This is a genomic window from Vreelandella jeotgali Hwa, from assembly GCF_000334215.1.
GTDB lineage: Bacteria > Pseudomonadota > Gammaproteobacteria > Pseudomonadales > Halomonadaceae > Vreelandella > Vreelandella jeotgali.
The window spans coordinates 19,742-41,725 of record NZ_AMQY01000018.1; the positions used below are offsets into that span (position 1 = coordinate 19,742).

The 21,984-nt window shown below is 65.4% G+C and carries 20 protein-coding genes; 2 read left to right on the top strand and 18 right to left on the bottom strand.

Features of this window, described 5'->3' with window-relative positions:
- Positions 1 to 32: 32 nt before the first annotated feature.
- The 11 genes from mltG to C793_RS0108900 all read right to left on the bottom strand — a co-directional run bounded on the left by mltG (position 33) and on the right by C793_RS0108900 (position 9,624).
- Positions 33 to 1,043 carry an endolytic transglycosylase MltG gene (gene mltG / locus C793_RS0108850; protein WP_017430581.1) on the bottom strand — a complete coding sequence of 337 codons (1,011 nt, stop codon included), beginning with the start codon at positions 1,041 to 1,043 and terminating at the stop codon, positions 33 to 35.
- A gap of 33 nt (positions 1,044 to 1,076) precedes the next feature.
- Positions 1,077 to 2,327, bottom strand: coding sequence for a beta-ketoacyl-ACP synthase II (fabF, locus tag C793_RS0108855; RefSeq protein ID WP_026106202.1), 1,251 nt, complete (start codon positions 2,325 to 2,327; stop codon positions 1,077 to 1,079).
- A gap of 293 nt (positions 2,328 to 2,620) precedes the next feature.
- On the bottom strand, positions 2,621 to 2,854 hold the full coding sequence (gene acpP / locus C793_RS0108860; RefSeq protein ID WP_017430583.1) for an acyl carrier protein: 234 nt from the start codon (positions 2,852 to 2,854) through the stop codon (positions 2,621 to 2,623).
- A gap of 120 nt (positions 2,855 to 2,974) precedes the next feature.
- Complete coding sequence (fabG, locus tag C793_RS0108865; protein WP_017430584.1) at positions 2,975 to 3,733, bottom strand: 3-oxoacyl-ACP reductase FabG; 759 nt, start codon at positions 3,731 to 3,733, stop codon at positions 2,975 to 2,977.
- 93 nt (positions 3,734 to 3,826) lie between these two features.
- Entirely contained in the window at positions 3,827 to 4,786 is a 960-nt protein-coding gene (fabD, locus tag C793_RS0108870; protein WP_026106203.1) for an ACP S-malonyltransferase, read from the bottom strand.
- A gap of 46 nt (positions 4,787 to 4,832) precedes the next feature.
- Entirely contained in the window at positions 4,833 to 5,858 is a 1,026-nt protein-coding gene (gene plsX / locus C793_RS0108875) for a phosphate acyltransferase PlsX (RefSeq protein ID WP_017430586.1), read from the bottom strand.
- 42 nt (positions 5,859 to 5,900) lie between these two features.
- A complete protein-coding gene (gene rpmF / locus C793_RS0108880) occupies positions 5,901 to 6,071 on the bottom strand; it encodes a 50S ribosomal protein L32 (protein WP_017430587.1) in 171 nt (56 codons plus the stop codon).
- A 77-nt stretch (positions 6,072 to 6,148) separates the two neighbouring features.
- Positions 6,149 to 6,688 carry a YceD family protein gene (locus C793_RS0108885; protein ID WP_017430588.1) on the bottom strand — a complete coding sequence of 180 codons (540 nt, stop codon included), beginning with the start codon at positions 6,686 to 6,688 and terminating at the stop codon, positions 6,149 to 6,151.
- A gap of 98 nt (positions 6,689 to 6,786) precedes the next feature.
- On the bottom strand, positions 6,787 to 7,896 hold the full coding sequence (sppA, locus tag C793_RS0108890) for a signal peptide peptidase SppA (protein WP_017430589.1): 1,110 nt from the start codon (positions 7,894 to 7,896) through the stop codon (positions 6,787 to 6,789).
- Between the two features lie 70 nt (positions 7,897 to 7,966).
- Positions 7,967 to 8,656 carry an HAD family hydrolase gene (locus tag C793_RS0108895; protein WP_017430590.1) on the bottom strand — a complete coding sequence of 230 codons (690 nt, stop codon included), beginning with the start codon at positions 8,654 to 8,656 and terminating at the stop codon, positions 7,967 to 7,969.
- A 29-nt stretch (positions 8,657 to 8,685) separates the two neighbouring features.
- A complete protein-coding gene (locus C793_RS0108900; RefSeq protein ID WP_017430591.1) occupies positions 8,686 to 9,624 on the bottom strand; it encodes an RluA family pseudouridine synthase in 939 nt (312 codons plus the stop codon).
- Positions 9,625 to 10,392: 768 nt separating this feature from the next.
- Between C793_RS0108900 and rne the strand changes: the two genes are divergently transcribed.
- On the top strand, positions 10,393 to 13,584 hold the full coding sequence (gene rne / locus C793_RS0108905) for a ribonuclease E (protein ID WP_026106204.1): 3,192 nt from the start codon (positions 10,393 to 10,395) through the stop codon (positions 13,582 to 13,584).
- Positions 13,585 to 13,690: 106 nt separating this feature from the next.
- On the opposite strand, the gene murB is transcribed toward rne, so the two are convergent.
- Genes murB through C793_RS0108940 form a run of 7 tightly spaced genes read right to left on the bottom strand, consistent with a single transcriptional unit; the run spans position 13,691 to position 21,282 of the window.
- On the bottom strand, positions 13,691 to 14,716 hold the full coding sequence (gene murB / locus C793_RS0108910) for a UDP-N-acetylmuramate dehydrogenase (protein WP_017430593.1): 1,026 nt from the start codon (positions 14,714 to 14,716) through the stop codon (positions 13,691 to 13,693).
- Complete coding sequence (locus C793_RS0108915) at positions 14,716 to 15,180, bottom strand: low molecular weight protein-tyrosine-phosphatase (RefSeq protein ID WP_017430594.1); 465 nt, start codon at positions 15,178 to 15,180, stop codon at positions 14,716 to 14,718. The genes murB and C793_RS0108915 overlap by 1 nt, the downstream gene beginning before the upstream one ends.
- A complete protein-coding gene (gene kdsB / locus C793_RS0108920; protein ID WP_017430595.1) occupies positions 15,177 to 15,971 on the bottom strand; it encodes a 3-deoxy-manno-octulosonate cytidylyltransferase in 795 nt (264 codons plus the stop codon). The genes C793_RS0108915 and kdsB overlap by 4 nt, the downstream gene beginning before the upstream one ends.
- Positions 15,971 to 16,180, bottom strand: a complete 210-nt coding sequence (locus C793_RS0108925; protein ID WP_017430596.1) for a Trm112 family protein — start codon at positions 16,178 to 16,180, stop codon at positions 15,971 to 15,973. The genes kdsB and C793_RS0108925 overlap by 1 nt, the downstream gene beginning before the upstream one ends.
- Positions 16,173 to 17,189, bottom strand: a complete 1,017-nt coding sequence (gene lpxK, locus C793_RS0108930; RefSeq protein WP_017430597.1) for a tetraacyldisaccharide 4'-kinase — start codon at positions 17,187 to 17,189, stop codon at positions 16,173 to 16,175. Before lpxK ends, C793_RS0108925 begins: the two co-directional genes overlap by 8 nt.
- A complete protein-coding gene (msbA, locus tag C793_RS0108935) occupies positions 17,186 to 18,922 on the bottom strand; it encodes a lipid A export permease/ATP-binding protein MsbA (protein WP_017430598.1) in 1,737 nt (578 codons plus the stop codon). The genes lpxK and msbA overlap by 4 nt, the downstream gene beginning before the upstream one ends.
- A 56-nt stretch (positions 18,923 to 18,978) precedes the next feature.
- Positions 18,979 to 21,282, bottom strand: a complete 2,304-nt coding sequence (locus C793_RS0108940; RefSeq protein ID WP_017430599.1) for a DNA internalization-related competence protein ComEC/Rec2 — start codon at positions 21,280 to 21,282, stop codon at positions 18,979 to 18,981.
- A 146-nt stretch (positions 21,283 to 21,428) separates the two neighbouring features.
- Here C793_RS0108940 and C793_RS0108945 point away from each other — a divergent pair, with 146 nt between their 5' ends.
- Positions 21,429 to 21,980 (top strand): DUF2062 domain-containing protein, encoded by a 552-nt coding sequence (locus C793_RS0108945; RefSeq protein WP_017430600.1) that lies wholly within the window; start codon positions 21,429 to 21,431, stop codon positions 21,978 to 21,980.
- Positions 21,981 to 21,984 lie beyond the last annotated feature (4 nt).

Here is a 21,984-nt window from a genome sequence, read left to right on the forward strand (position 1 = left end):
AATCGGGGATAACGCGATGGTTCATGCTGCTGTCAGTCCTTGCCACGACGAATATAGCGATTTACCGCATTATTATGCTCGCGCAGGCTGCGCGAAAAATGGTGCGAGCCATCCCCCGTGGCGACAAAATACAGGGTGTTGCCGGGCTCGGGATTCACCGCCGCTTTCAGCGCCGACTCGCCGGGCATGGCAATGGGGGTTGGCGGCAGGCCGTCAATCACATAGGTATTGTACGGCGTTTCTTCCCGCAGGTCGGCCCGGGTAATGTTGCCGTCATAGCGGCTTCCCATGCCGTAAATCACCGTCGGGTCGGTCTGTAGCCGCATCCCCCGGGCCAGGCGACGCTTGAACACTCCGGCAATTTTCCCGCGCTCGTCAGGGTCGCCGGTTTCGCGTTCGATCAGCGAGGCCATGATCAGGGCTTCGTAGGGCGTATCAAACGGCAGCTCATCGGCGCGCTCCTGCCAGGCTTGGTCGAGCATCCGCTCCATGCGCTGGTAGGCCCGGCGCAGGATATCGGCATCGCTCATGCCGCGGTGATACTGATAGGTATCGGGAAAAAACCGGCCCTCGGGGTGCGCCTGGGCGGCGTCGATCAGCGCCATGATTTCGTCATCGCTCATATCGGCCGTGCGGTGCGCCAGCTTTGGCGCCGCGTTCAGGCGTTCGCGCATCTGCGCGAATGTCCAGCCTTCGGGCACGGTCAGCGAATAGGTTACCACCCGGTTGCTGCCCAGCAGCGTCATCATCTCGCGGCTGCTCATTTCCGGCGTCAGCCGGTATTCGCCTGCATGCAGGGTGGGCACCCGGTCGGGCGCCACGCGGGCCAGCAGCTTCAGCGCCCAGGGGGCGGATATAACGCCCCGCTGGCCCAGCTCGGTCACCACGCGATTGAAGCCGGCACCGTCGGGCACCTGATAGAGCATGGACTCATCCAGCTGAAGAGGCGCCGCGAGGCGATCCTGCCAGTAGGCATAGCCTCCCGCCACGCAGGCGCCACCCAGCACGCCCAGCAGACACAGCGCTGTCACGATGCGTTTCACCGATACGCCTCCCGAAACCGCCCGATCACTCGATCAGTCATCCGCCTGGAGCTTTTTGAACAGCAGCGAGCCGTTGGTGCCGCCAAAGCCAAAGGAGTTGGTCAGCGCCACGTCGATACGCATGTTGCGCGCGGTATGCGGCACATAGTCGAGCCGGCAGCCTTCCTGGAGGTTGTCGAGGTTGATCGTCGGCGGAGCGACCTGATCACGGATGGACAGCACGCTGAATACGGCCTCGACCGCGCCGGCCGCGCCCAGCAGGTGACCGATCATCGACTTGGTGGAGCTCACCGCTACGTTGGCCGAGGCCTCGCCCATGACGCGCTCGACGGCGCGGCTTTCGGCAAGGTCGCCGGCCGCCGTCGACGTGCCGTGGGCGTTGATGTAGTCGACGTCGGCGGGATCAACGCCGGCGTCCCGAATAGCGTTGTGCATGGACAGCGCCGCACCGCTGCCGTCCTCGGGCGGCGAGGTCATGTGGAAGGCATCATCGCTCATGCCAAAGCCGCTCATCTCGGCGTGGATCGTCGCCCCGCGCGCCAGGGCGTGTTCGTACTCTTCCAGCACCATGACGCCGGCACCGTCGGACAGCACAAAGCCGTCGCGGTCGGCATCCCAGGGGCGGCTGGCCGCTTCGGGCTCATCGTTGCGCGTGGACAGCGCCCGCGCTGCGGAAAAGCCGCCCAGGCCCAGCGGGGTTGTGGCCATTTCGGCCCCGCCGCAGACCATGACGTCGGCGTCGCCGTAGGCGATGGTGCGCGCCGCGTAGCCGATGTTGTGGGTTCCGCTGGTGCAGGCGGTGGTAATGGCAATATTGGGCCCCTTGAAGCCGTGCTGGATCGCCATGTTGCCCGAAATCATGTTGATGATGGAGCCGGGCACGAAAAACGGCGAAACGCGACGCGGGCCGCTCTTTTCCAGCGCCTTGTGGTTGTGCTCGATCATCGGCAACCCGCCGATCCCCGACCCGATGGCGACGCCGATGCGCTCGGCGTTGTCCTCGCGACATTCGATGCCCGAGTCGCTGATCGCCTGGGCCCCGGCCGCCATGCCGTACTGGATGAACAGGTCCATCTTGCGGGCGTCCTTGGGATTCAGATAGGCGCCGATATCAAAGTTCTTGACCGACCCGCCAAAGCGCGTATTGAAACCGCTGGTATCAAAGTGCTCGATCGGGGCGATACCGCTTTTTCCGGCGACGATATTGGCCCAGGATTCTTCGACGGTATTGCCGACCGGGGTCACCAGGCCTAGCCCGGTTACCACTACCCTTTTTCGTGCCATCAGCTTTCCTCCAGGCATCCTTGGTGACGTAACCCGCTTGGGGCATGGGCTGCAGCGCAGCAGCGCAGATATCAGGCAACGTAGCAGGCAACAGCGTATAACGGACGCCATGATAACGTAACCGGCGACTGACTGTATGGCCCGTTCAATGCGGCCTGCTCAACTCGCCCTGTTTATCGGTCAATCAGGTTCATCGGTCAATCAGGCGAGCAGCCAAACAAAAAGCCGCCCATGACAGGACGGCTTTTATGTGGGCGATTACACCGCCCGACCTTGTTGCCTCGACACGACGCTTACTGGTTGGCGTTGACGTAGTCGACCGCTTCCTGAACCGTAGTGATCTTCTCGGCTTCCTCGTCGGGAATTTCGGTGTCGAACTCTTCTTCCAGCGCCATGACCAGCTCGACGGTGTCAAGCGAATCAGCACCCAGGTCTTCGGTAAAGGAAGAACTGCTCTGGATGTCCTCTTCCTTAACGTTCAGGCGCTCTGCCACAACCTTCTTTACGCGCTCTTCAATGGTACTCATCAACCTACTCCAGTCATTCTCGTTGGCCGCCTTGCCGCGACCATGGGGAAACCGCAAGCCAAAAGCTGCGGGTAGTTTATAGACGCCCCCGGGCTGACGCAACCGCCAGAACCAGGGGCATCAACGCATATTCATGCCGCCGTTGACGTGCAGCGTCTCGCCGGTGATATAGCCGGCGCTGTCGCTGGTCAAAAAGCCCACGGCCGCGGCGATTTCAGCGGGCTCCGCCAGACGTGCCAGGGGCACGCGGTCGAGCATTGCCTGTTTCTGCTCCGCGGGCAACGCCTCCGTCATGTCGGTTGCCACAAAGCCGGGGGCCACCGCATTGACGGTAATCGCCCGGGAAGCCACTTCGTGCGCCAGCGCACGGCTGAAACCTTCCATACCGGCCTTGGCGGCGGCATAGTTGCTCTGGCCGATGTTACCCATCGAGGCAACCACGGAACTGATCGACACGATACGCCCGAAGCGGGCTTTGGTCATACCGCGCATGCAGGCCTTGCTCACACGGTAGACAGAGCTGAGGTTGGTGTCCATGACCTCGCTCCACTGGTCTTCCTTCATGCGCATCAGCAGATTGTCGCGGGTGATACCGGCGTTGTTGACCAGAATCGTGGGGGCGCCGAAGCGCTCACCGATCGCCTTGAGCACATCGGCAATGCTCTCCGAGTCGGTGACATCGAGGCACATCCCGGCGCCTTCAATCCCGGCTGCACCGAGATCGGCGTCGATTTTCTCCGCCCCCGACTCGCTGGTCGCCGTGCCCACTACCAGACGCCCCTGGCGGCCCAGCTCGTGCGCCACCGCACGGCCGATGCCGCGCGAGGCCCCGGTTACCAGCGCCACGCGGCGTGGCGATGTCGTGTTTTCCTGTGTCATTGCGCTATGCCTTTCCTGGTATATGCCCTTGCGTTATGCCTGATGTACGCCCTGCCTGTACGCCGGCCGATCCGGCCACTGGCGGCCGGTATGCTAGGCGTTGCTTTCCAGCTCGGCGCGCGCCAGCTCCAGCGCCGCATCGAGACTATCGGGATCGTTGACCGCCAGCCCCTTGCTGCCGCGTACAATACGCTTGTTCAGCCCCGTCAGCACCTTGCCCGGACCGCATTCGATGAAGGTGCCTGCGCCTTTTTCCTGCATGGCCAGCACGCAGTCGCTCCAGCGTACCGGCTGATACAGCTGTTCGATAAGCCGCGTACGCAGCGTATCGGTGTCATCGTGGGCCCTGGCATCCACATTCTGAATGACCGTGTAGCGCGGTGAGCGCAGCTGGATATCGTTCATGGCGTCGGCCAGGCGCTCCGCTGCGGGCCGCATCAGCGCACAGTGCGACGGCACCGATACCGGAAGCGCCATGGCGCGTTTGGCGCCGGCCTGCTGGCAGGCGGTAATGGCGCGCTCCACGGCCGCCTTGCCGCCGGCAATCACGACCTGCCCCGGCGCATTGTAGTTAACCGCCGCTACCACTTCACCCTGGGCGGCATCGGCACAGGCCTTTTCCACCGCCTCGTTATCCAGGCCGAGGATGGCGGCCATGCCGCCCTCTCCCTGTGGCACCGCCTCCTGCATGGCTTCGCCGCGCAGGCGCACCAGCCGAATGCCTTCGGCAAAGCCCATCACGCCGGCGCATACCATGGCGCTGTATTCGCCAAGGCTGTGCCCCGCCATGACGTCGGGACGCGGACCTTCAAGCTCCTGCCATACGCGCCAGATTGCCACGCTGGACGCCAACAGCGCCGGCTGCGTGCACGCCGTTGCGTTCAGAGAGGCTTCCGGGCCTTCCTGAACCACTTCCCAGAGGTCATAGCCCAGGGCATCCGACGCTTCGTTGAACGTGGTCCCGACCACGCTGTAGCGCTCGGCCAGCTCACGCAGCATTCCCGGCTGCTGAGAGCCTTGCCCGGGAAACATGAGGGCAAGGGGTTGAGACATGTGGTTCACCTTTGCTCTGGTTGGCTTTTCGTGGCATTGGCCGCTTTCATGGTACCGCCTGCCAGCGCTCGGCCATGCGCGCCGGGAGGTCGTGTTCGACTTCCTGAACGGCGCGCAGAATGGCGTAGTAAAACCCTTCCGCCTGCGCGCCGCCGTGACTCTTGATCACGATCCGGGAAAGCCCCAGCAGGCTGGCGCCGTTATAACGTACCGGATCCAGCTCGCGTTTCAGACGCTTCAGCACGGGCCGGGCCAGAAGACTGGCGAGCCGCCCGCGCAGCCGCGACTCGAACGCTGCCTGAACTCGCTCTACCAGCATGCCGGCCAGCCCTTCGCTGGACTTGAGAACGGCATTGCCGACAAAGCCGTCGCAGACCATGACGTCAATGTCGCCGCTGAATATATCGCCGCCCTCGGCGTAGCCGCTGTAGGCAAAGGCGCCGCGAGCGGCCTGGCCGCGCAGCAGGGCATCGGCCTCGCGGACGCCGGCGCTACCCTTGGTGGCTTCAGCGCCCACGTTGAGCAACGCCACGCGCGGGGTCTCGATGCCGTCCACGGACTGCGCCATGGCGGCGCCCATGAAGGCAAACTCCACCAGCCGCCGCGCCGGCGAATCGACGTTGGCGCCCAGATCGAGCAGGTAGCACTGCCCCTGCTGCCGTGCCGGAATTGCCGTGCTGATTGCCGGACGTCCGATACCCGGCAGCGTTCCCGGCACGCGACGCGACAGCGCCACAAGCGCCGCCGTATTGCCGGCGCTTACCGCCGCATCAACGCCGCGACGCTCATTCAGGGCATCGAGCATCTGCGCCATGCTGCTGTCCTGCCCGTGGCGCAGCGCCCATGCCGCCGTCGCGCACTGGGGCACGGCATCACCGGCATCGCGGGGTATTAAACGTGACGTTGCCGCAGCCAAGGGCTGCGGCAAGCGCGAAAGCTCGGCCACGACATGGCGATAGGGGCCAAACAGCTCAAGCGTCAGCGCGGGCACTGCCCGCACTGCCAGAGCGGCACCCTGGATGACGGCGCGAGAGCCGCGATCCCCACCCATGGTATCAATGGCTATACGCATGGCGCGCCGCCGGGCTGCCTGACCACGCAGAATGTCGCTGGTTTATACCTCGACAACCTTGCGGCCGCGATAGTAACCGTCCGCCGCAACGTGGTGACGACGATGGGTGGTGCCGGTTTCCTTGTCCTGAGACAGGGTCGGGGCGCTGAGCGAATCGTGGCTGCGACGCATGCCGCGAGTGGAACGGGTCTTGCGGTTCTTTTGAACTGCCATGGGTGATTACTCCAGGGGGTTATGAAATCAAGGTGCCTGTAACCTGTTAGCCGGCACAGCGCCTGCTGCGCAGATCGCTATTTGTCTTTCAGGTTGCCCTTGAGGGCGCCAAGCACCGCGAAAGGATTATCTTCAGGTGCGGTTGCCTGCTCGGACTCGTCCGCCTCGCTGACCAGCTGTTCCGCCGGCACAAGGCAGTCGGCTTCATCGTGATAGACCACTTGAGGCAGGCTCAGGATCAACTCGTCCTCAACCACCGTCAAAAGATCCAGCTGTTCGTCCTCCACCAGCACGGGCTCGTGACTGGCCGGCAGCTCGCCGGCCAGCGACTCGTCGGCCACCATGCCCAGCAGAAATTCGCTGGCCACCGGGCATTCGATGGGCTCCAGGCAGCGACGGCACCCTATCATCAGCGTCGCCTCGAGCGAACCGCGGATTTCCCGGCGCCCCTGGGCATCGATGCCGAAGTCAAGCGTGACACGGCAGTCGCCCGTCTGGGCGCCGATTTCCTCGGCAAGGCGCTTGAGGTTACCCAGAGGGACCAGGCCTGCGAGTTTTTCGTGGCGGGCGGCGAGCTTGTAGGGCTCTACCCGGCCGGGGAGTTGTGAGGTCGACATAGGCGCGCAATGATAGGCACTCTCCCAGCCGGTGTCAAAGCCTCCGGCGGCATTCCGCGCCGGGCTGTTGCGCGGATTGCCGGGCGGGCTCGCGCGGCTTAATGCCCCGGCTCAAGGCGCATCGGCGACGGTGATGCAGTCAGCCCCAGCACTCGAGCTGCCGTCCGGGTAAAGCGTCGCGTCAGACGGTCCAGCGGATTGAGCGCCGGCGTGTAGTCCTTGCGACGCACGCTGCCGACACGCTCGCGGGATACGTCTTCCAGATTGGCCAGGCGGTCGACCAGCCCCAGCTCTATCGCCTGCTCGCCGGTCCATACCAGCCCGGAGAACAGCTCGGGATCATCGCTCAGGCGCTGACCGCGACCGGCCCTGACGTCGGCGATGAACTGCTGATGGGTGGTATCCAGCACGGTTTGCCAGAAGCCGGCGACCTCGTCGTCCAACGGCTGAAACGGGTCCAGAAACGCCTTGTTTTCCCCGGCAGTCATGACACGGCGCTCGACCCCCAGCGTTTCCATGGCCTGCTGGAAGCCGAAGCCGGAATAGATCACCCCGATGGACCCTACCAGGCTGGCCGGCGACGCCACCACCCTGTCGGCCGCGGCGGCAATATAGTAGGCGCCGCTGGCACCGATATCTTCAATCACGGCAATAATCGGTTTGTCCCCCGACTCGCGCAAACGCATGATCTCGGCGTACACACGCTGCGACTGCACGGGGCTACCGCCGGGGCTGTTGATATGCAGCACCACGGCCCGGGCATTATCCGCCTGCCAGGCTCGGTTCAGGCCACCAATAATCCGTTCGGCGTTGGCCGGGGCGTCAGCAGCGATGGCGCCTTCCACCTCGACGACGCCGAGATGCGGCTGACCTTCCATCGATGTTGTCGGCTTTGCGTTCAGCAAGGCGTAAATCGCCAGCCCCCCGGCGATGATCAGCAGGAGCCACACCAGGCGGAAAAAAAGCTTCCAGCGCCGACTGCGGCGCTGCTCTTCGACAACGTCGCCGATCCAGTTGTCCATCATTTCCAGCTGCATCAGGCGCTGACGCTCGCGCAGGGTCTCGGCATCGTCGCCGTCGCCAGCGTCGGCGGCAAAAGCGCTGTCGTCGGTCGCCTGCGCATCGGCCGGGTCGTTCTGCGTCCAGGGATCGTGTGGCCCGGTATCGCCTTTCCGCGCCGGATCACTGCCGACGTTTTCGTCGCTCATGCAATCTCCCTGTTGGTGGCATCGCACGGGTTAATGCCGCCCTCACCCAATCCTCTCGTGCGGACCGGGCTCAGGGCATGGCAGCGGCTTGCGCTGCCGGATGGGCCGCTCGGGTTTCCAGCCAGTCAAAAAGCCCGTCGATGCCGTGAGCGATATGCAGCGGGTCGCAGGCGACCAGACGGTCGGTAGCGTGCACCCCGTAGCTGACGCCCACGCGCGGCATGCCCAACGCCTGCGCCATGGAGAGATCGTACTCGGTATCGCCCACCATCACGGCACGGCTCGCCGGCAGATCAAACGTATCCAGCAGCTCGCTGAGCATACGCGGGTCGGGCTTGGAGCGCGTTTCATCCGCGGTACGGCTGGCATGAAACCAGTCACGACTGCGGGTATCGGCAAACACGCGGTCGAGCCCCTTCCGTGTCTTGCCCGTGGCGACGGCGAGCTTGAGCGACTCGCGCCGCCGCAGACGCGCCAGGCGGTCTTCAACGCCGTGAAAAAAGGCCATGGGCGTCGAATCGGCATGCACGAAATGGTGCGCGTAGCGTTCACGCAACGCGGCCGATTGCGCCGCCGAAATGCCCGGGCAGAGTATCTCGGTGGCTTCGGGAAGTCCCAGCCCGACAATGTTTTCCACCGCTTCCGGGGCCAGCTCACCCCATTCGGCATCCCGCGCGGCAGCCTGCATGCTGGAAACAATCCGTGGCACCGAGTTCATCAGAGTGCCGTCCCAGTCAAAAATCATCAGTTCAAACTGCATCCACCATCTCCTGTTTCAACGATCAGCCGTCAGCGCGCCCCGGCCAGCACCTTTTGCAGCGGTTCGGGCAGCGGCGCCTTGACCGTAATGCTGCGGCCGCTGCCGGGCTCGGGAAAACTCAGCGAGCGCGCGTGCAGGAATAGCCGCCGGACACCCAGCTGCCGCGCCAGGGCGGCGCTTTCACGACTGGCGTACTTGTCATCGCCCAGCAGCGAATGGCCGGCGTGGGCGGCGTGCACGCGAATCTGGTGGGTACGCCCGGTGACCGGCTCGGCCTCGATCAAAGTCGCGCGCCGGAAGGTTTCCTCCACGGCGAAGCGAGTGCGGGCAAACTTGCCTTTATCGCTCACCCTGACCCGACGCTCGCCGTTGCCGGCATCGAAACGCGCCAGCCGCGCGCTGACAAAGGTCCTGCTCGCCGGCCAGCGGCCGACCACCAGCGCCTGATAGCGTTTTTCCATGGCCTGCTGCTTGAGCGACTGATTGAGCGTAACCAGCGCCTCCCGGGATTTGGCCAGCAGCAGACAGCCCGAGGTATCGCGATCCAGCCGATGGACCAGCTCCACAAACGTCAGATCATCGCGCACCTGGCGCAGCGCCTCGATCAGACCGATACTGACGCCGCTACCGCCGTGCACCGCCAGCCCCGACGGCTTGTTGAGCACCATCCAGTCGGCGCTTTCGCGCAGAACGCTGCCCAGCAACACGTCGCGCAGGCTGTCGCTGACGTTGCCGACCGCCTCTTTGGGGGTCAGACGCAGCGGCGGTACGCGCACCCGGTCGTCGGCCTGAAGGCGATAGCTGGCCTTGATGCGCTTTTTGTTCACCCGAACTTCGCCCTTGCGCACGATCCGGTATATCAGTGCGCGAGGCGCCCCCTTGAGGCGCGCCATGAGAAAGTTGTCGATGCGCTGCCCGGCCTGCTCCGAGGTGATATCCACCCACTGCACTTCGCGCCCTTCGGCCATGGCCGCTGACTCCCTGCCGTACTTGAAACCGCCATTCTATCCTGGACAGGCCGATAATGCGTTAATTGCCGGCCGCTGCCTTTACTGTTATATTTCGCAACGCTCGCCCTCCAGGCGTCATCGCGCTTTCCGTCGCCACACCGCTGCGCACCATGGACACGTTATGCAGCCCCGGCATTACCCACCGGAAACCGCGCAACCCCCAGGGTCAAACGCTTGCTTGCGGCCACGCGCCTGCCCGACAGACACGCAGGCCAGAGCTTTTTGATCGCGGCCGTGTACGCATGACCCGATCACCCGCTGCCAGACAACCGTGCAGCATGCCGCCGCCAACCGATGCGCCGGCACAGAATACAAGCGCCCGGAACAACCGCCGGCGCTCCCGGCAGCCCGACCGGCTGCCGGCCGATAGTGACGAGACAAAACGCCACGTTCGCCGCCGCCCCGCTTTTCACGTCACGAAGCGCGCCGGCGGCGGGCGCCAAAAGTTCAACGTTGTGCCGGTGGCCGGCGTTGGTAAATCGATGTATGCCAGTCAGTGTTGGCGGTGCCAGCAGCGCCGGATGGCCGTGACAGCCACCGACCCATGCGTCTGCCTCCGCCACGGGTTCCGTGCATGCCGTTCCCCGAAGATGGCCCGGTACTCCGGGACCGGCGCCCGAACAGCGGCGCCGCTTCGACAATGCGCTGAACGCAAGCACACGGCAACAGCGGTTTACCCTCGCCACCGTTAACGGATCGCCGGCACGCAACGCCATGCGAGACAACATGAAACGGATGCTCATCAATGCGACCCAGCCCGAAGAGCTGCGCGTCGCTCTTGTCGATGGACAGCGCCTTTACGACCTGGATATCGAATCCGGTGCCCGCGAACAGAAAAAAGCCAACATCTATCGCGGCCGAATTACCCGCGTCGAACCCTCCCTCGAAGCCGCCTTTGTCGACTTCGGCGCCGAGCGTCACGGCTTTCTGCCGCTGAAGGAAATCTCCCGCGAATACTTCACCAAAGAGGTGAGCGGACGCCCCGGCATCAAGGACGTCATCAAGGAAGGTCAGCACGTCACCGTCCAGGTCGACAAGGAAGAGCGCGGCAACAAGGGCGCGGCGCTGACTACCTTCATCAGCCTGGCCGGACGCTTTCTGGTGCTCATGCCCAACAACCCGCGCGCCGGGGGCATTTCTCGCCGCATCGAAGGGCAGGACCGCAGTCAGCTCAAGGAAGCCATGAGCCAGCTGACCCTGCCCGACAACATGGGCCTGATCGTGCGTACGGCGGGTATCGGCCGCTCGCCCGAAGAGCTGCAGTGGGACCTGGATTACCTGGTGCAGGTCTGGGAATCGGTCACCGGCGAGGCCGGCAAGCACCCCGCGCCCTTCCTGATCTACCGCGAGTCCAACGTCATCATCCGCGCCATGCGCGACTACCTGCGCCAGGATATCGGCGAGGTGCTGATCGACAGCCCCGAGATTCACGCCGAGGCGCTGAATTTCATTCGTCAGGTAATGCCCGCCTACCAGCAGAAAATCAAGCTGTACGCCGACGAAGTACCGCTTTTCTCGCGCTTCCAGATCGAATCGCAGATTGAAACCGCCTACGAGCGCGAAGTGCGGCTGCCGTCGGGCGGCTCCATCGTTATCGACCATACCGAGGCGCTGGTCTCCATCGATATCAACTCGGCCCGGGCGACCCGGGGCAGCGATATCGAGGAAACCGCGCTGCAGACCAACAGCGAAGCCGCCGACGAAATTGCCCGCCAGCTGCGCCTGCGCGATATCGGCGGCCTGGTGGTTATCGACTTTATCGACATGGGCCCCTCGCGCAATCAGCGCGAAGTGGAAAACCGTACCCGGGATGCGCTCAAGATCGACCGCGCCCGGGTCCAGATCGGGCGTATTTCTCGCTTCGGCCTGATGGAAATGTCGCGCCAGCGCCTGCGGCCCTCGCTGGGCGAAACCAGCGGCGTGGTCTGCCCCCGGTGCAACGGCCAGGGCACCATCCGCGATGTGCGCTCGCTGTCGCTGTCGATCATGCGCCTGATCGAGGAAGAGGCCATGAAGGAGCGCAGCGCCCAGATACGCGCCATCATGCCCGTGCCGGTCGCCACCTACCTGCTCAACGAAAAACGCAGCGTGCTGGCCGATATCGAATCGCGGCAGGACGTGCGCGTGGTGCTGCTGCCCAGCCCCGATATGGACACGCCGCATTACGACGTTCAGCGCCTGCGCGACGATCACCTGGGCGACGACGACACCTCGTCGCGGCCCAGCTTTGAACTTTCGGTCGACACCGAGACCGGCAAGGATCCGGCGCCGAGCGTTACCCCGCCGGCGCAGCGCGATGTCGCCGCGGTGAAAAGCGTCTCGCACAATGCGCCGGCCCCGGCATCGCTGCGCAGCAATCAACAGCAGCCAGCGCAAGCCGAGCATGCCGACGCCCCCGACAGCGTCGTCGGCCGCTTTATCCGTGGCTTTGCCAAATTCCTCGGCGCCGAAGAAACGGCACAGGAACCGTCGGCATCCTCGGCCCCGGCAGCAGCGGACGGTAATGAGCAGCGTTCGAGCTCGACCCAACGCGACAAGCCCGCTACCGAGCGGCGTCGCTCGGGCAGCAACGGCAACCGTTCGGGCAGCCGGCGTTCCGGCAGCGGTCGCTCCAACAGCAACCGCTCCAATAACGGTCGTTCCAACGACGGCCGTTCCAGCGATGGCCGTTCCAATGACAATCGCTCAAACGACAGTCGCTCAAACGACAGCCGCGCCAATGATAGCCGCACCGGGCAGAACAGCCGGCAGGGCCGCGACGACAACGGCGCCGATTCGCGCAGCGACGCGCCGGCGGGCAACCGCCAGGAAGGCCGCAAAAACGATAACACCCGGAAAGGCAGCAGCAGGAAAGCGGCAACAGCCGATAGCGCCAGGGAAAAATCCCGCTCCGAGGATAATGCTTCGGGCGGCGACAAGGCCGACAGCCAGCGCACCGGGCCGAACCGCAGCCGCAACCGTCGCCGCCACCCGCAACAGGCCGCCAGGGAAGAAGCCAACAGCGCGCCCGAGCAGCAGGACACCGGGAAAAACGCTTCCCGGCAGGATGCCGCCGACCGCAACAATGAACGCGGCGAAAAAGCCGGTTCACCCAAGGGCGGAGACCATACAGGCCGGGCAAAAAATGCGAACGAAAACAACGGCTCGGAAACAGACACCTCGAGCAAAAACAACCGTTCCAAGAAGGCGGCCGACCGGGACACCGGCGCCGATAACGATACGCCGGCGGTCAAGGTGGATACCACACCCCGGCGCAAGCGCAACAATCCGCGCAAGCGGTCGCGTCAACAGGCGCTGAACCCCAAAGCCGAAGCCGAGCAGCTGAAGCTCCAGGCCGAAGCCGAGGAGCAGGAGCCCGACGCAACGCCGGATGAAGGCCGCGATGAGCAGCCTGCAGAGGCCCCTGCACCGGCTCCCGAGCCCAAAGCAGAAGCGCCCGCGACAAGCGCCCCGAAGGAAGAAGCGCCCGAGCCCGAGGCGGCTGTTCAAGGGTCCGCGCCCGAGGCAGCCACAGAATCAGCGGCAAGCGAGGAGCCAACGGCGAGCGAAGAGCCCGCTCCTTCACCGGAGCCTGAACCTTCGCCGGAACCGACACCAGAAGCGGAACCGACTGCGACAGCCGCCGATAGCGACCAGGATGACGCCCCGGAGCCGCAGGCTGATGCATCGGCTGAGCCGACAGAAGCGCCGGCGCCGTCCGCTCCGGCAACGTCGGCTGAGCCGGAAACGGCGCCCGCCCCGGCTTCTACCCCGGCGGAACCCACCTCTGCTCCGGACGCAACGCCCTCGCGGTCGGAATCGCCCGATCCCGCGGCTGAGGCGTCATCGGCGCCAGCCACCGGATCGCGTCGCCGGCGCGCCCACAACGACCCGCGCGAACAGCGTCGGCGCCAGCAGCAGGATAACGACGCCGAATAGCGCCGTCTGCTGACCAGCAGCCAACAAAAAGCCCGGTTTTTATACCGGGCTTTTTTCGTTGGGCGCATATCGGCCTGTGTCGGGCCTGTTCAGGGATAGCCGGCGTTCAGCCGTCGATCATGCGCGGCTCCCTTTCCAGCTCGATACCGAAGCGCTGGCTGACCGCCGCGGCAACCCGGGAGGCGGCCGCCTCAAGCCCGGCACGATCACCGTCGCCCGTATGCACCAGCACCAGCGCCTGACGGTCATGCACGGCAAAAGCGCCGAAACGCTGCCCCTTGAGGCCGCAGCGGTCGATCAGCCAGCCGGCGGCCAGCTTGTAGCCACCGCCCGGCTGCGCAAAACACGGCAGCTGCGGATACCGGGCGAACAGCTTCCGGGCGACGACCTCATCGACCACGGGATTTTTGAAGAAGCTCCCCGCATTGGGCAGGTATTGCGGGTCGGGCAGTTTTTCCCGGCGCACGGCGCTGACGGCCCGCGCAATCTCCAGCGCCGACGGCCGGTCACCGACACGCGCAGCGAGATCGCCATAGCCCAATACCGGGCGGGCCTCCCGGCCGGGCTCGAGTAACAGACGAGTGATCACCACCCTGCCGGCCAGTTCGCGCTTGAACACGCTGTCGCGGTAGCCAAAGCGGCACGCCTCCCGCGAGAGCCAGCGTACGCTGCCGTCGTCCAGCGACATGACCTCGACGCCGACGAGCACATCGGCCAGCTCCACGCCGTAGGCGCCGATGTTCTGTACCGGGGCTGCCCCGCAGTCGCCGGGGATCAGCGCGAGATTTTCCGTGCCCCAGAGGCCGCGTTCGGCCAGCGCCATTACCAGCCGATGCCAGTTGACCCCCGCGCCCACCCAGGCGCGCACCCTGCTGCCGTCACTTTCCAGCCACCACTGGTGCAGCGCAGGCTGTAGAACCAGCCCGCCGATCCGGGGTGGCAGCAGCACGTTGCTGCCGCCGCCCATCAGCGTGATGGCGGTTCCCCGCTGGCGTGCCTGGACAATACAGCGGCGCAGTGCGGCCCGCGTTCGCGGTGCGGCAAAAAACTGCGCCCGACACGGCAGGCGCAGCGTGTTGGCCGTCGTCAGGTCCATGTCCCGCTGCCATTCGGCGGGCGCCGGAGATGACATCACGCGACCGTTTGAATATGGTCGATCAGCCCACGCGAGGCTTCTTCTATCATGTCCAGCACGTCTTCAAAGCCCCGATCGCCGCCGTAGTAGGGGTCGGGCACCTCGCCCTGGGGCATCCCCGCGAAGGCGAGAAACAGCTCGATTCGAGCGCGATGGTCGTCCGGCTCCATGCCGCGAATATCGCGCAGGTTGCCGTAATCCATCGGCAGGATAAAATCGAAGTCGTCAAAATCCTCGCGGCTGAACTGGCGCGCGACGAGCCCGCCGATATCGATACCCCGACGCATCGCCGCTGCCTGAGCCCGCTCGTCGGGCGGATGGCCCACATGCCAGTCGCCGATCCCGCATGATTCCACCGTAATCTGCTGCTCAAGCCCTGCCTGCGCTACCGCCCGGCGGAATACGCCTTCGGCGCTCGGCGAGCGGCAGATGTTACCCAGACAGACGAATAGCACCTTCATGATGACTCCCTATCAGCATCGTGTTGGCGGGAGGCGATAATCTCGCGCACCCGCTCCAGATCATCCGGCGTATCCACACCGGGCGGATTGACCGCACAGGCCAGCGCTACCTGAACGCTGTGTCCGTACTGCAACGCCCGCAGCTGCTCCAGCTGTTCCAGCTGCTCCAGCGTAGCCGGCGGCCAATCGCGGAAAGCGTGCAAGAAGGCCGCGCGGTAGGCATAAATGCCGATATGACGCAGCCAGGCATCGGTCTCCAGCAGGCTCGGCGGCTTCTGGAACGCCTCGCGGTCCCAGGGCACCGGCGCCCGGGAGAAATACAGCGCCCGGCCGTCGAAAGCGCGTACGACCTTGACCACGTCGGCGCTGAACAGCGACTCCACCCGGGTCAGCGGCTCGGCCAGGGTCGCTATGGACGCCTGCGGATCCTCGGCCAGGCGACTCGCCACCTGGTCAATCAGCGCCGGTGGAATCAGGGGTTCGTCCCCCTGAACATTCACGACCAGCGCATCGTCGGCAAGCCCGAGCCGTTCGCTCACTTCGGCCAGACGGTCGGTGCCCGTAGCGTGATCGCTGCGGGTCATGACCACTTCGGCCTCGTAGGGTAGAAGCGCCTCACGTATGCGCTCGTCGTCGGTGGCCACCACCACGCGCGCGGCACTACTGCGGCAGGCCCGTCGCCAGACGTGAGCAATCATCGGCTCACCGGCGATGTCCAGCAGCGGCTTGCCCGGCAGCCGCGACGAGGCATGGCGAGCGGGAATTACCGCAACAAACTCCACCGCCGCCATCAGGGCTCTCCCGTGCGGCCGGGGGATCTGGGCAGCTTTTCGTCAACGCTCAGGGCTCGGGCTTCGTCCGGCAGCATGACCGGGATATCATCGGTAATCGGGTAGGCCAGCCCGTCATGGAGGCAGTGCAGCTCGCCGGCCTCGCGGGCGTAGTGCAGTTTAGCCTGGCATAGCGGACAGACCAGCATCGCCAGCAGTTGTTTATCCATGAGCGTGTCTCCTGCAGGAAAGAGCTGCCAGCCGCGCGGCCAGCCAGCGTTCAAAATCGGGGGGCAGCGCCGCCTCAACGTCCAGCACCCAGCTGTCGGGCGGCGCCAGAGAACGACATTTGACCGCGTCCTTGGCGGTCATGACCAGCGCCTGCCCCGGGTTCACGGCGAGGTCGTCGGCGGTGAAAGCGTGATGATCGGAATACCCCTGCCAGCAACCCTCTACGCCCAGCCCTTCCAGGGTGGTAAAAAAGCGCGCGGGGCGGCCGATACCCGCGATACCGCGTACCGGCAGGGCAAAGGGCAGCGGGCGGAGCGCATGAGACCTGCCGCTTGCCAGCTGCCGCCAGCCGCGCGGTACAAGCTGCATGGGCTGCGTGGTGACGTTCATGGCTCGGCGGCACTGACCGTTCACCAGCACGGCGTCCACGCTTTCAAGCCGCTCGGGCGGTTCGCGCAGCGGGCCGGCGGGCAGGCACTGCCCGTTGCCCAGTCCGCGCTCGCCGTCCACTACGGCCAGCTCGATATCGCGCTCAAGTGCCAGATGCTGCAACCCGTCATCGCTGACGATAACATCACAGCCGTCAGCGACCAGCGCCCTGGCGCCGCGTGCACGCCGGGGGTCGGCTACCACCGCCACGCCGGTCTGCTGGGCCAGCATCAGCGGCTCATCGCCGCTTTGCTCGACGGGAGTATCCGGCCCGACCCGCAGCGGATAGTCATCCGCCGAGCCGCCGTAACCACGGGTCACAATCCCCGGCGTATAGCCCTGTTCCCCCAGCCGGCGCACCAGCCAGGCCACCAGCGGCGACTTGCCCGTGCCGCCCAGAGTAATGTTGCCCACCACCACAACCGGCACCGGCGCACGCCACGAGGCTTTTTTGCCGCTGAGATAGGCCCGCCGGCGATGGTCCATAACCCGGCGATACAGCGCCGCCAGCGGCCGTAACGGATACAGCCAGACGCTGCCCTGATAAGCGGCGCTGAGCCAGCGCTCGGCGAGACTCACGGGGTATCCTGAAACTGCAGCCGATGCAGCGCCGCGTAAGCCCCGTCAGCGTCAAGCAGCTCGCGGTGGCTGCCCTGCTCGATAATCTGCCCCTGCTCCATGACCAGAATACGGTCGGCGCGCTCGATGGTGGACAGCCGATGGGCAATCACCAGGGTTGTGCGCCCTTCACAGACCCGCTCCAGGGCTTTTTGAATATAGCGTTCGGACTCGGTATCCAGCGCCGAGGTGGCTTCATCCAGCACCAGCACCGGCGCATCCTTGAAAATCGCCCGGGCAATGGCCACCCGCTGGCGCTGCCCGCCGGACAGCATCACGCCGTTGTCGCCGACTCGGGTGTCATAGCCGTTGGGCAGGGTTTCGATAAACTCGTGGGCGTGGGCGGCCCGGGCGGCGGCCTCGACGGCGGCACGGTCGGCGCCTTCGGCGCCGTAGGCGATGTTATCGGCAATGCTGGTATTGAACAGGGTGACCTGTTGCGATACCAGCGCAATTTGGCGGCGCAGGGGAGCCAGCCGGTAATCGCGCACGTTGACGCCATCAACGCTGATGGTGCCGTCTGTGGCGGTATAAAAGCGCGGCAGCAGGCTCACCAGCGTCGACTTGCCGCTCCCGGAACGTCCGACAATGGCAATCAGCTCGCCGGCGGCAACGTCCAGGTCGATGCCGTCCAGCACGTTGGCCTGGTCCGGACCGTAGCGGAAATGCACGTCGTGGAAGCTGATATCGCCGCTGAGTCGCTCGGGCACGCGCTCACCCCGATCTTCCTCGACAGGCTCGTCCATCAGGCCGAACAGCTCGGTCGCGGCGGCAATGCCCTTCTGAATCTTGCTGTTGACTTCGGTCAGCTGGCGCACCGGCTTGACCATCAGCGCCGCGGCGGTAATAAAAGCGACAAACTCGCCCGGCGTCATGTCCTTGAGCAGCGAGGGCGCCATCGCCACCCAGACCAGCACCGCCATCGATACCGCCACCAGCATGAGAATCACCGGCGAGCTGGCCGCCTTGGTCATGGCTTCTTTCATGCTCTGGCGGCGATTCTCTTCGCTGACCGCCTCAAAGCGGCGCTTTTCGTGGGCCTCTGCGCCGTGGGTGCGCACCACTCGGTAGCCTGACAATGCCTCGGACGCGACGTGGGTGACATCGCCCATGGAGTTTTGAATACGCCGGGAAATACGCCGGAAACGCTTGCTGACGTAGCTCACTACCAGTGCGATCAACGGCGTGACGGCAAGAAACAGCAGCGTCAGCAGCCAGTTGGTCCAGAGCAGGTAGCCCAGCAGCCCGACCACGAAAAGCCCTTCGCGCAGCAGAATGGTTACCGCCTTGGTGGCCGCCCCGGCGACCTGCTCGACGTGATAGGTCACCCGGGATACCAGGTGCCCGCTGGAATGGTGGTCGAAAAATACGCCGGGCAGGTGCAGCATGTGGGCAAAGACATCGCAGCGCAGGGTATGAATCACGTAGCGCCCCACGTACGCCATGAAATAGGTGCTCAGGAAAGTGCCCAGCCCCCGCGCTGCAAACATGACGATGACAAACAGCGGCAGAAAAAAGCGAAACGCCGCATCGGGATTCTGAATGCCGTCGATCAGGCGCTTCATCAATTCGGCCAGCGCCGTGCTCGACGCCGCGTAAATCGCAAACCCCACCACGGCCAGGGCAAAGGCGCGCCAGTGTGGCCTGACGTAGCTCAGCAAACGCTTGTAAATGGCCAAACCTGTTTCGTTCACGCGGACTCCCGGCGCTGATGCACAATGCACGCGATTCTACCTTAACCCGGCGTTATTCAACACTGCCCGCCTCGCGCCGTATCGCGTTCGGCACGCACCCTGGGGGCGTCTCCCGGCACCAGCCAGACGGTCAGCGCCCCGTCGTGGGCGGTGCTCCACAGGCAACTTTGCCGGCGTCGAAAGCGCCGCACGACGTCATCCGCCGGATGCTGGAAACGATTATCGCGCCCGGCGCTGAAAACCACGTGACGCGGCGCCAGGGCGCGCACCAGCTGCACGCCGGAGCTGGTATCGCTGCCGTGATGGCCGGCCACCAGCAGGTCCAGCGGTGTGTCGACGTCCAGCAGGAAGCGCCGCTCGGCGGCCACGCCGGCGTCTCCGGTTATCAACAGCCGGTGCTCCCCCGCCGTGACCTGGAGCACGCAGGAGCGATTATTCTGCGATAGCTCATTGCGGCCTTCGGGAGGCCAGAGATGCCGGAACACGACGCCGTTTTCCTCCCAGCGCTGGCCGCGACGGCAGGCGCGCTGCCCGGCGACGATATTTTCCTGGCGGGGCGCCAGCCATTGATCCACCGCGTATTGCTGCGTCAGCGCGCTGACGCCGCCGGCGTGATCGTTGTCCGAATGACTCACGATCACTCGATCAAAGTGCCGACCCGGCGGCCACAGCGTGGTTAGCGGCATAAACCCCGAGGTAAAGCGCGGGCCGGTATCATACAGCGTGAGCGTGTCGCGCGTTTCCAGCGCCACCAGCTGCCCCTGTCCCACGTCGTAAATGCGCACCCGCAGCGCCCCTTCGGGCCAGTCGGCGACCGGGGCGGCATAAACGACCAGCGGCACCAGCGCCAGGCTCAGCACGCGCAGCCCCCGCGACACCGCCGGCAGTCCCCAGCACAGAGCCAGCACTCCCAGCGCGCCGGCCAGCCAGGGCGCCTGCGCAGACGACGGCTCCCACAGCGGCGCAGCGCTTGCGGCCAGCTTGAGCAGCCACTGCAACAGAGACAGCGCCTGGGCAAAACCCCACCAGATGATCCCGTTGACCGGCGCCAGCGGTGCCATCAGCCAGCCCAGCAGCGCCAGGGGCACCATCACCATGCTGACCCAGGGCACAGCGAGCAAATTGACCAGCGGGGCCAGCGGCGCCACCCGCCCCATGGTCAGCAACACCGCAGCGGCCATCACCGGCGCCAGCAGCAGTTGCGTACGACACAGCGCCCACAGCCAACCGCGAACCCCTACCGGGCGGGCCCGCCCCTGCCAGATCACGATCAGCCACGCCACGGCCACAAACGACAGCCAGAACCCCGGCCGCCAAACCGCCAGCGGATCGCCTGTCACGATCACCGCAACCGCCAGCCACCACGCCTGCCAGGCGCCGGGCGCGTGCCGCCCGCTTAGCGCCCAGAGCCCTGCCAACGCCATGACCATGGCGCGGGTAGCCGGCGGCGACAGCCCGGCCAGCAGCGCATAGGCGACCGCGCATGCGGCAGCGAACCACCAGGGCCAGACGCGCATTCGCCAGCTGCGCGGGGTGAGCCAACGCGCCGTGGTGCGTGCCAGCAACAGCCCGAACGACGCCACCAGCCCCACATGCAGCCCGGATATCACCACCAGATGCGTGGTGCCCGTGGCGTTGAGCCGGTCCCAGTCGTCCTGTTCAAGCTGCCCGCTGGCGCCCAGAGTCAGCGCGGCCAGCCAGCGACGGGGCATTGCCTCCTCGACATGGCGGTCCAGAAACGCCAGTGCCCGACGCCGGGGCGCCATACCGGCGGCTGTCAGGCGCTGGGCCGCCGGTTCCCGGCGTACATAGCCCGTGGCATGAATGCCTTCACGCCACAGCCAGGCGCCATAGTCGAAACTCTCCGGGTTGCGAAAACCCCGCGGCGGGCGCAAACGCAGCGTCATCTGCCAGCGTTCGCCCGGGCGCGGGGTGATCGCGTGATAGACACTAACGCGAACGCGCTCAACGCGGCCGCAGTCGGGCAGCCCCGTGGGTGACTCGCAGCGCTCGATATCGAGCATCAACCGTGTCATGCCCGACGCCTCGTCAACGCTGACCACGCGCGCGTCCACGTCCAGGTCAGCGCCGCTCAATCCTGCCGGCAGGCGGCTGGCATCTTCCTGCATAACGCCGCCGAAGGCGACAAGCATCATACCCGCCAGCACGACCCAGCGCCGGCCGGCCACACAGGCACCCAGCACAACCACCACCAGCCCTGCCGGCAACAGCGCGGGGTACGCCTGTGCGCAGCCCGATGCCGCGATGCCCACGCCTGTCAGCGCGGCGAGTGCCAACGGCAGCGCCGCCCCCGGAACCGGGCGCCGCTCCGAGGCAGCCGCGCTCTCGCTGTCACTCATGGCCTTCCCCTCCCTGGGCAGGCGCGGTTACCTGGCCACCGCCTGGCCGAAACCCACCGCTATTGGCACAATACGCCGCGACAACACCTGTATCGACTGCGGCGATTCGTGGATAATGGAACGTCTTCAAGGCAAGAGTCATCAAGATGCCGCGCCGTTTTTTGCAGCGCTACATACCCGGCCCCGACACCCTGAAACGCCAGCGTTCGCTGCGTTTCATGGCCCCGTTGATCGCGGACCCCGGGCTTTGGCTTTTAACCCGCAGAAGCGTAGCCAACGCCTTCAGCGTCGGCCTGTTCTGCGCGCTGCTACCCATTCCCTTTCAGATGGTCGTGGCCGCTATCGGCGCGCGCCTGAGCCGCTGCAATCTGGCGCTGGCGGTCGGGCTGGTATGGATTACCAACCCGCTCACCATGCCGCTGATTTTCTATGCCAACTACCGTCTGGGATCGCTGTTTCTGGGAACGCCCGTGCGCGAAGCGCCCATACATCTGTCGACGCGGTGGATTGCCGAGCAGATGCACGTCGTTCTGCCGGCGCTGTTTCTGGGCTCGCTGATCATGGCGGTCCTGCTGGCCGTACTCGCCAACGCCGGTATCCGGCTCATCTGGCGCTGGCACGTATCACGGCACTGGAAGCGCCGGCAGCAAAAACGCCGGCGGCGTCGGGCGCTCGTGGAAGCCGAGTTCGACGAATAGGAGC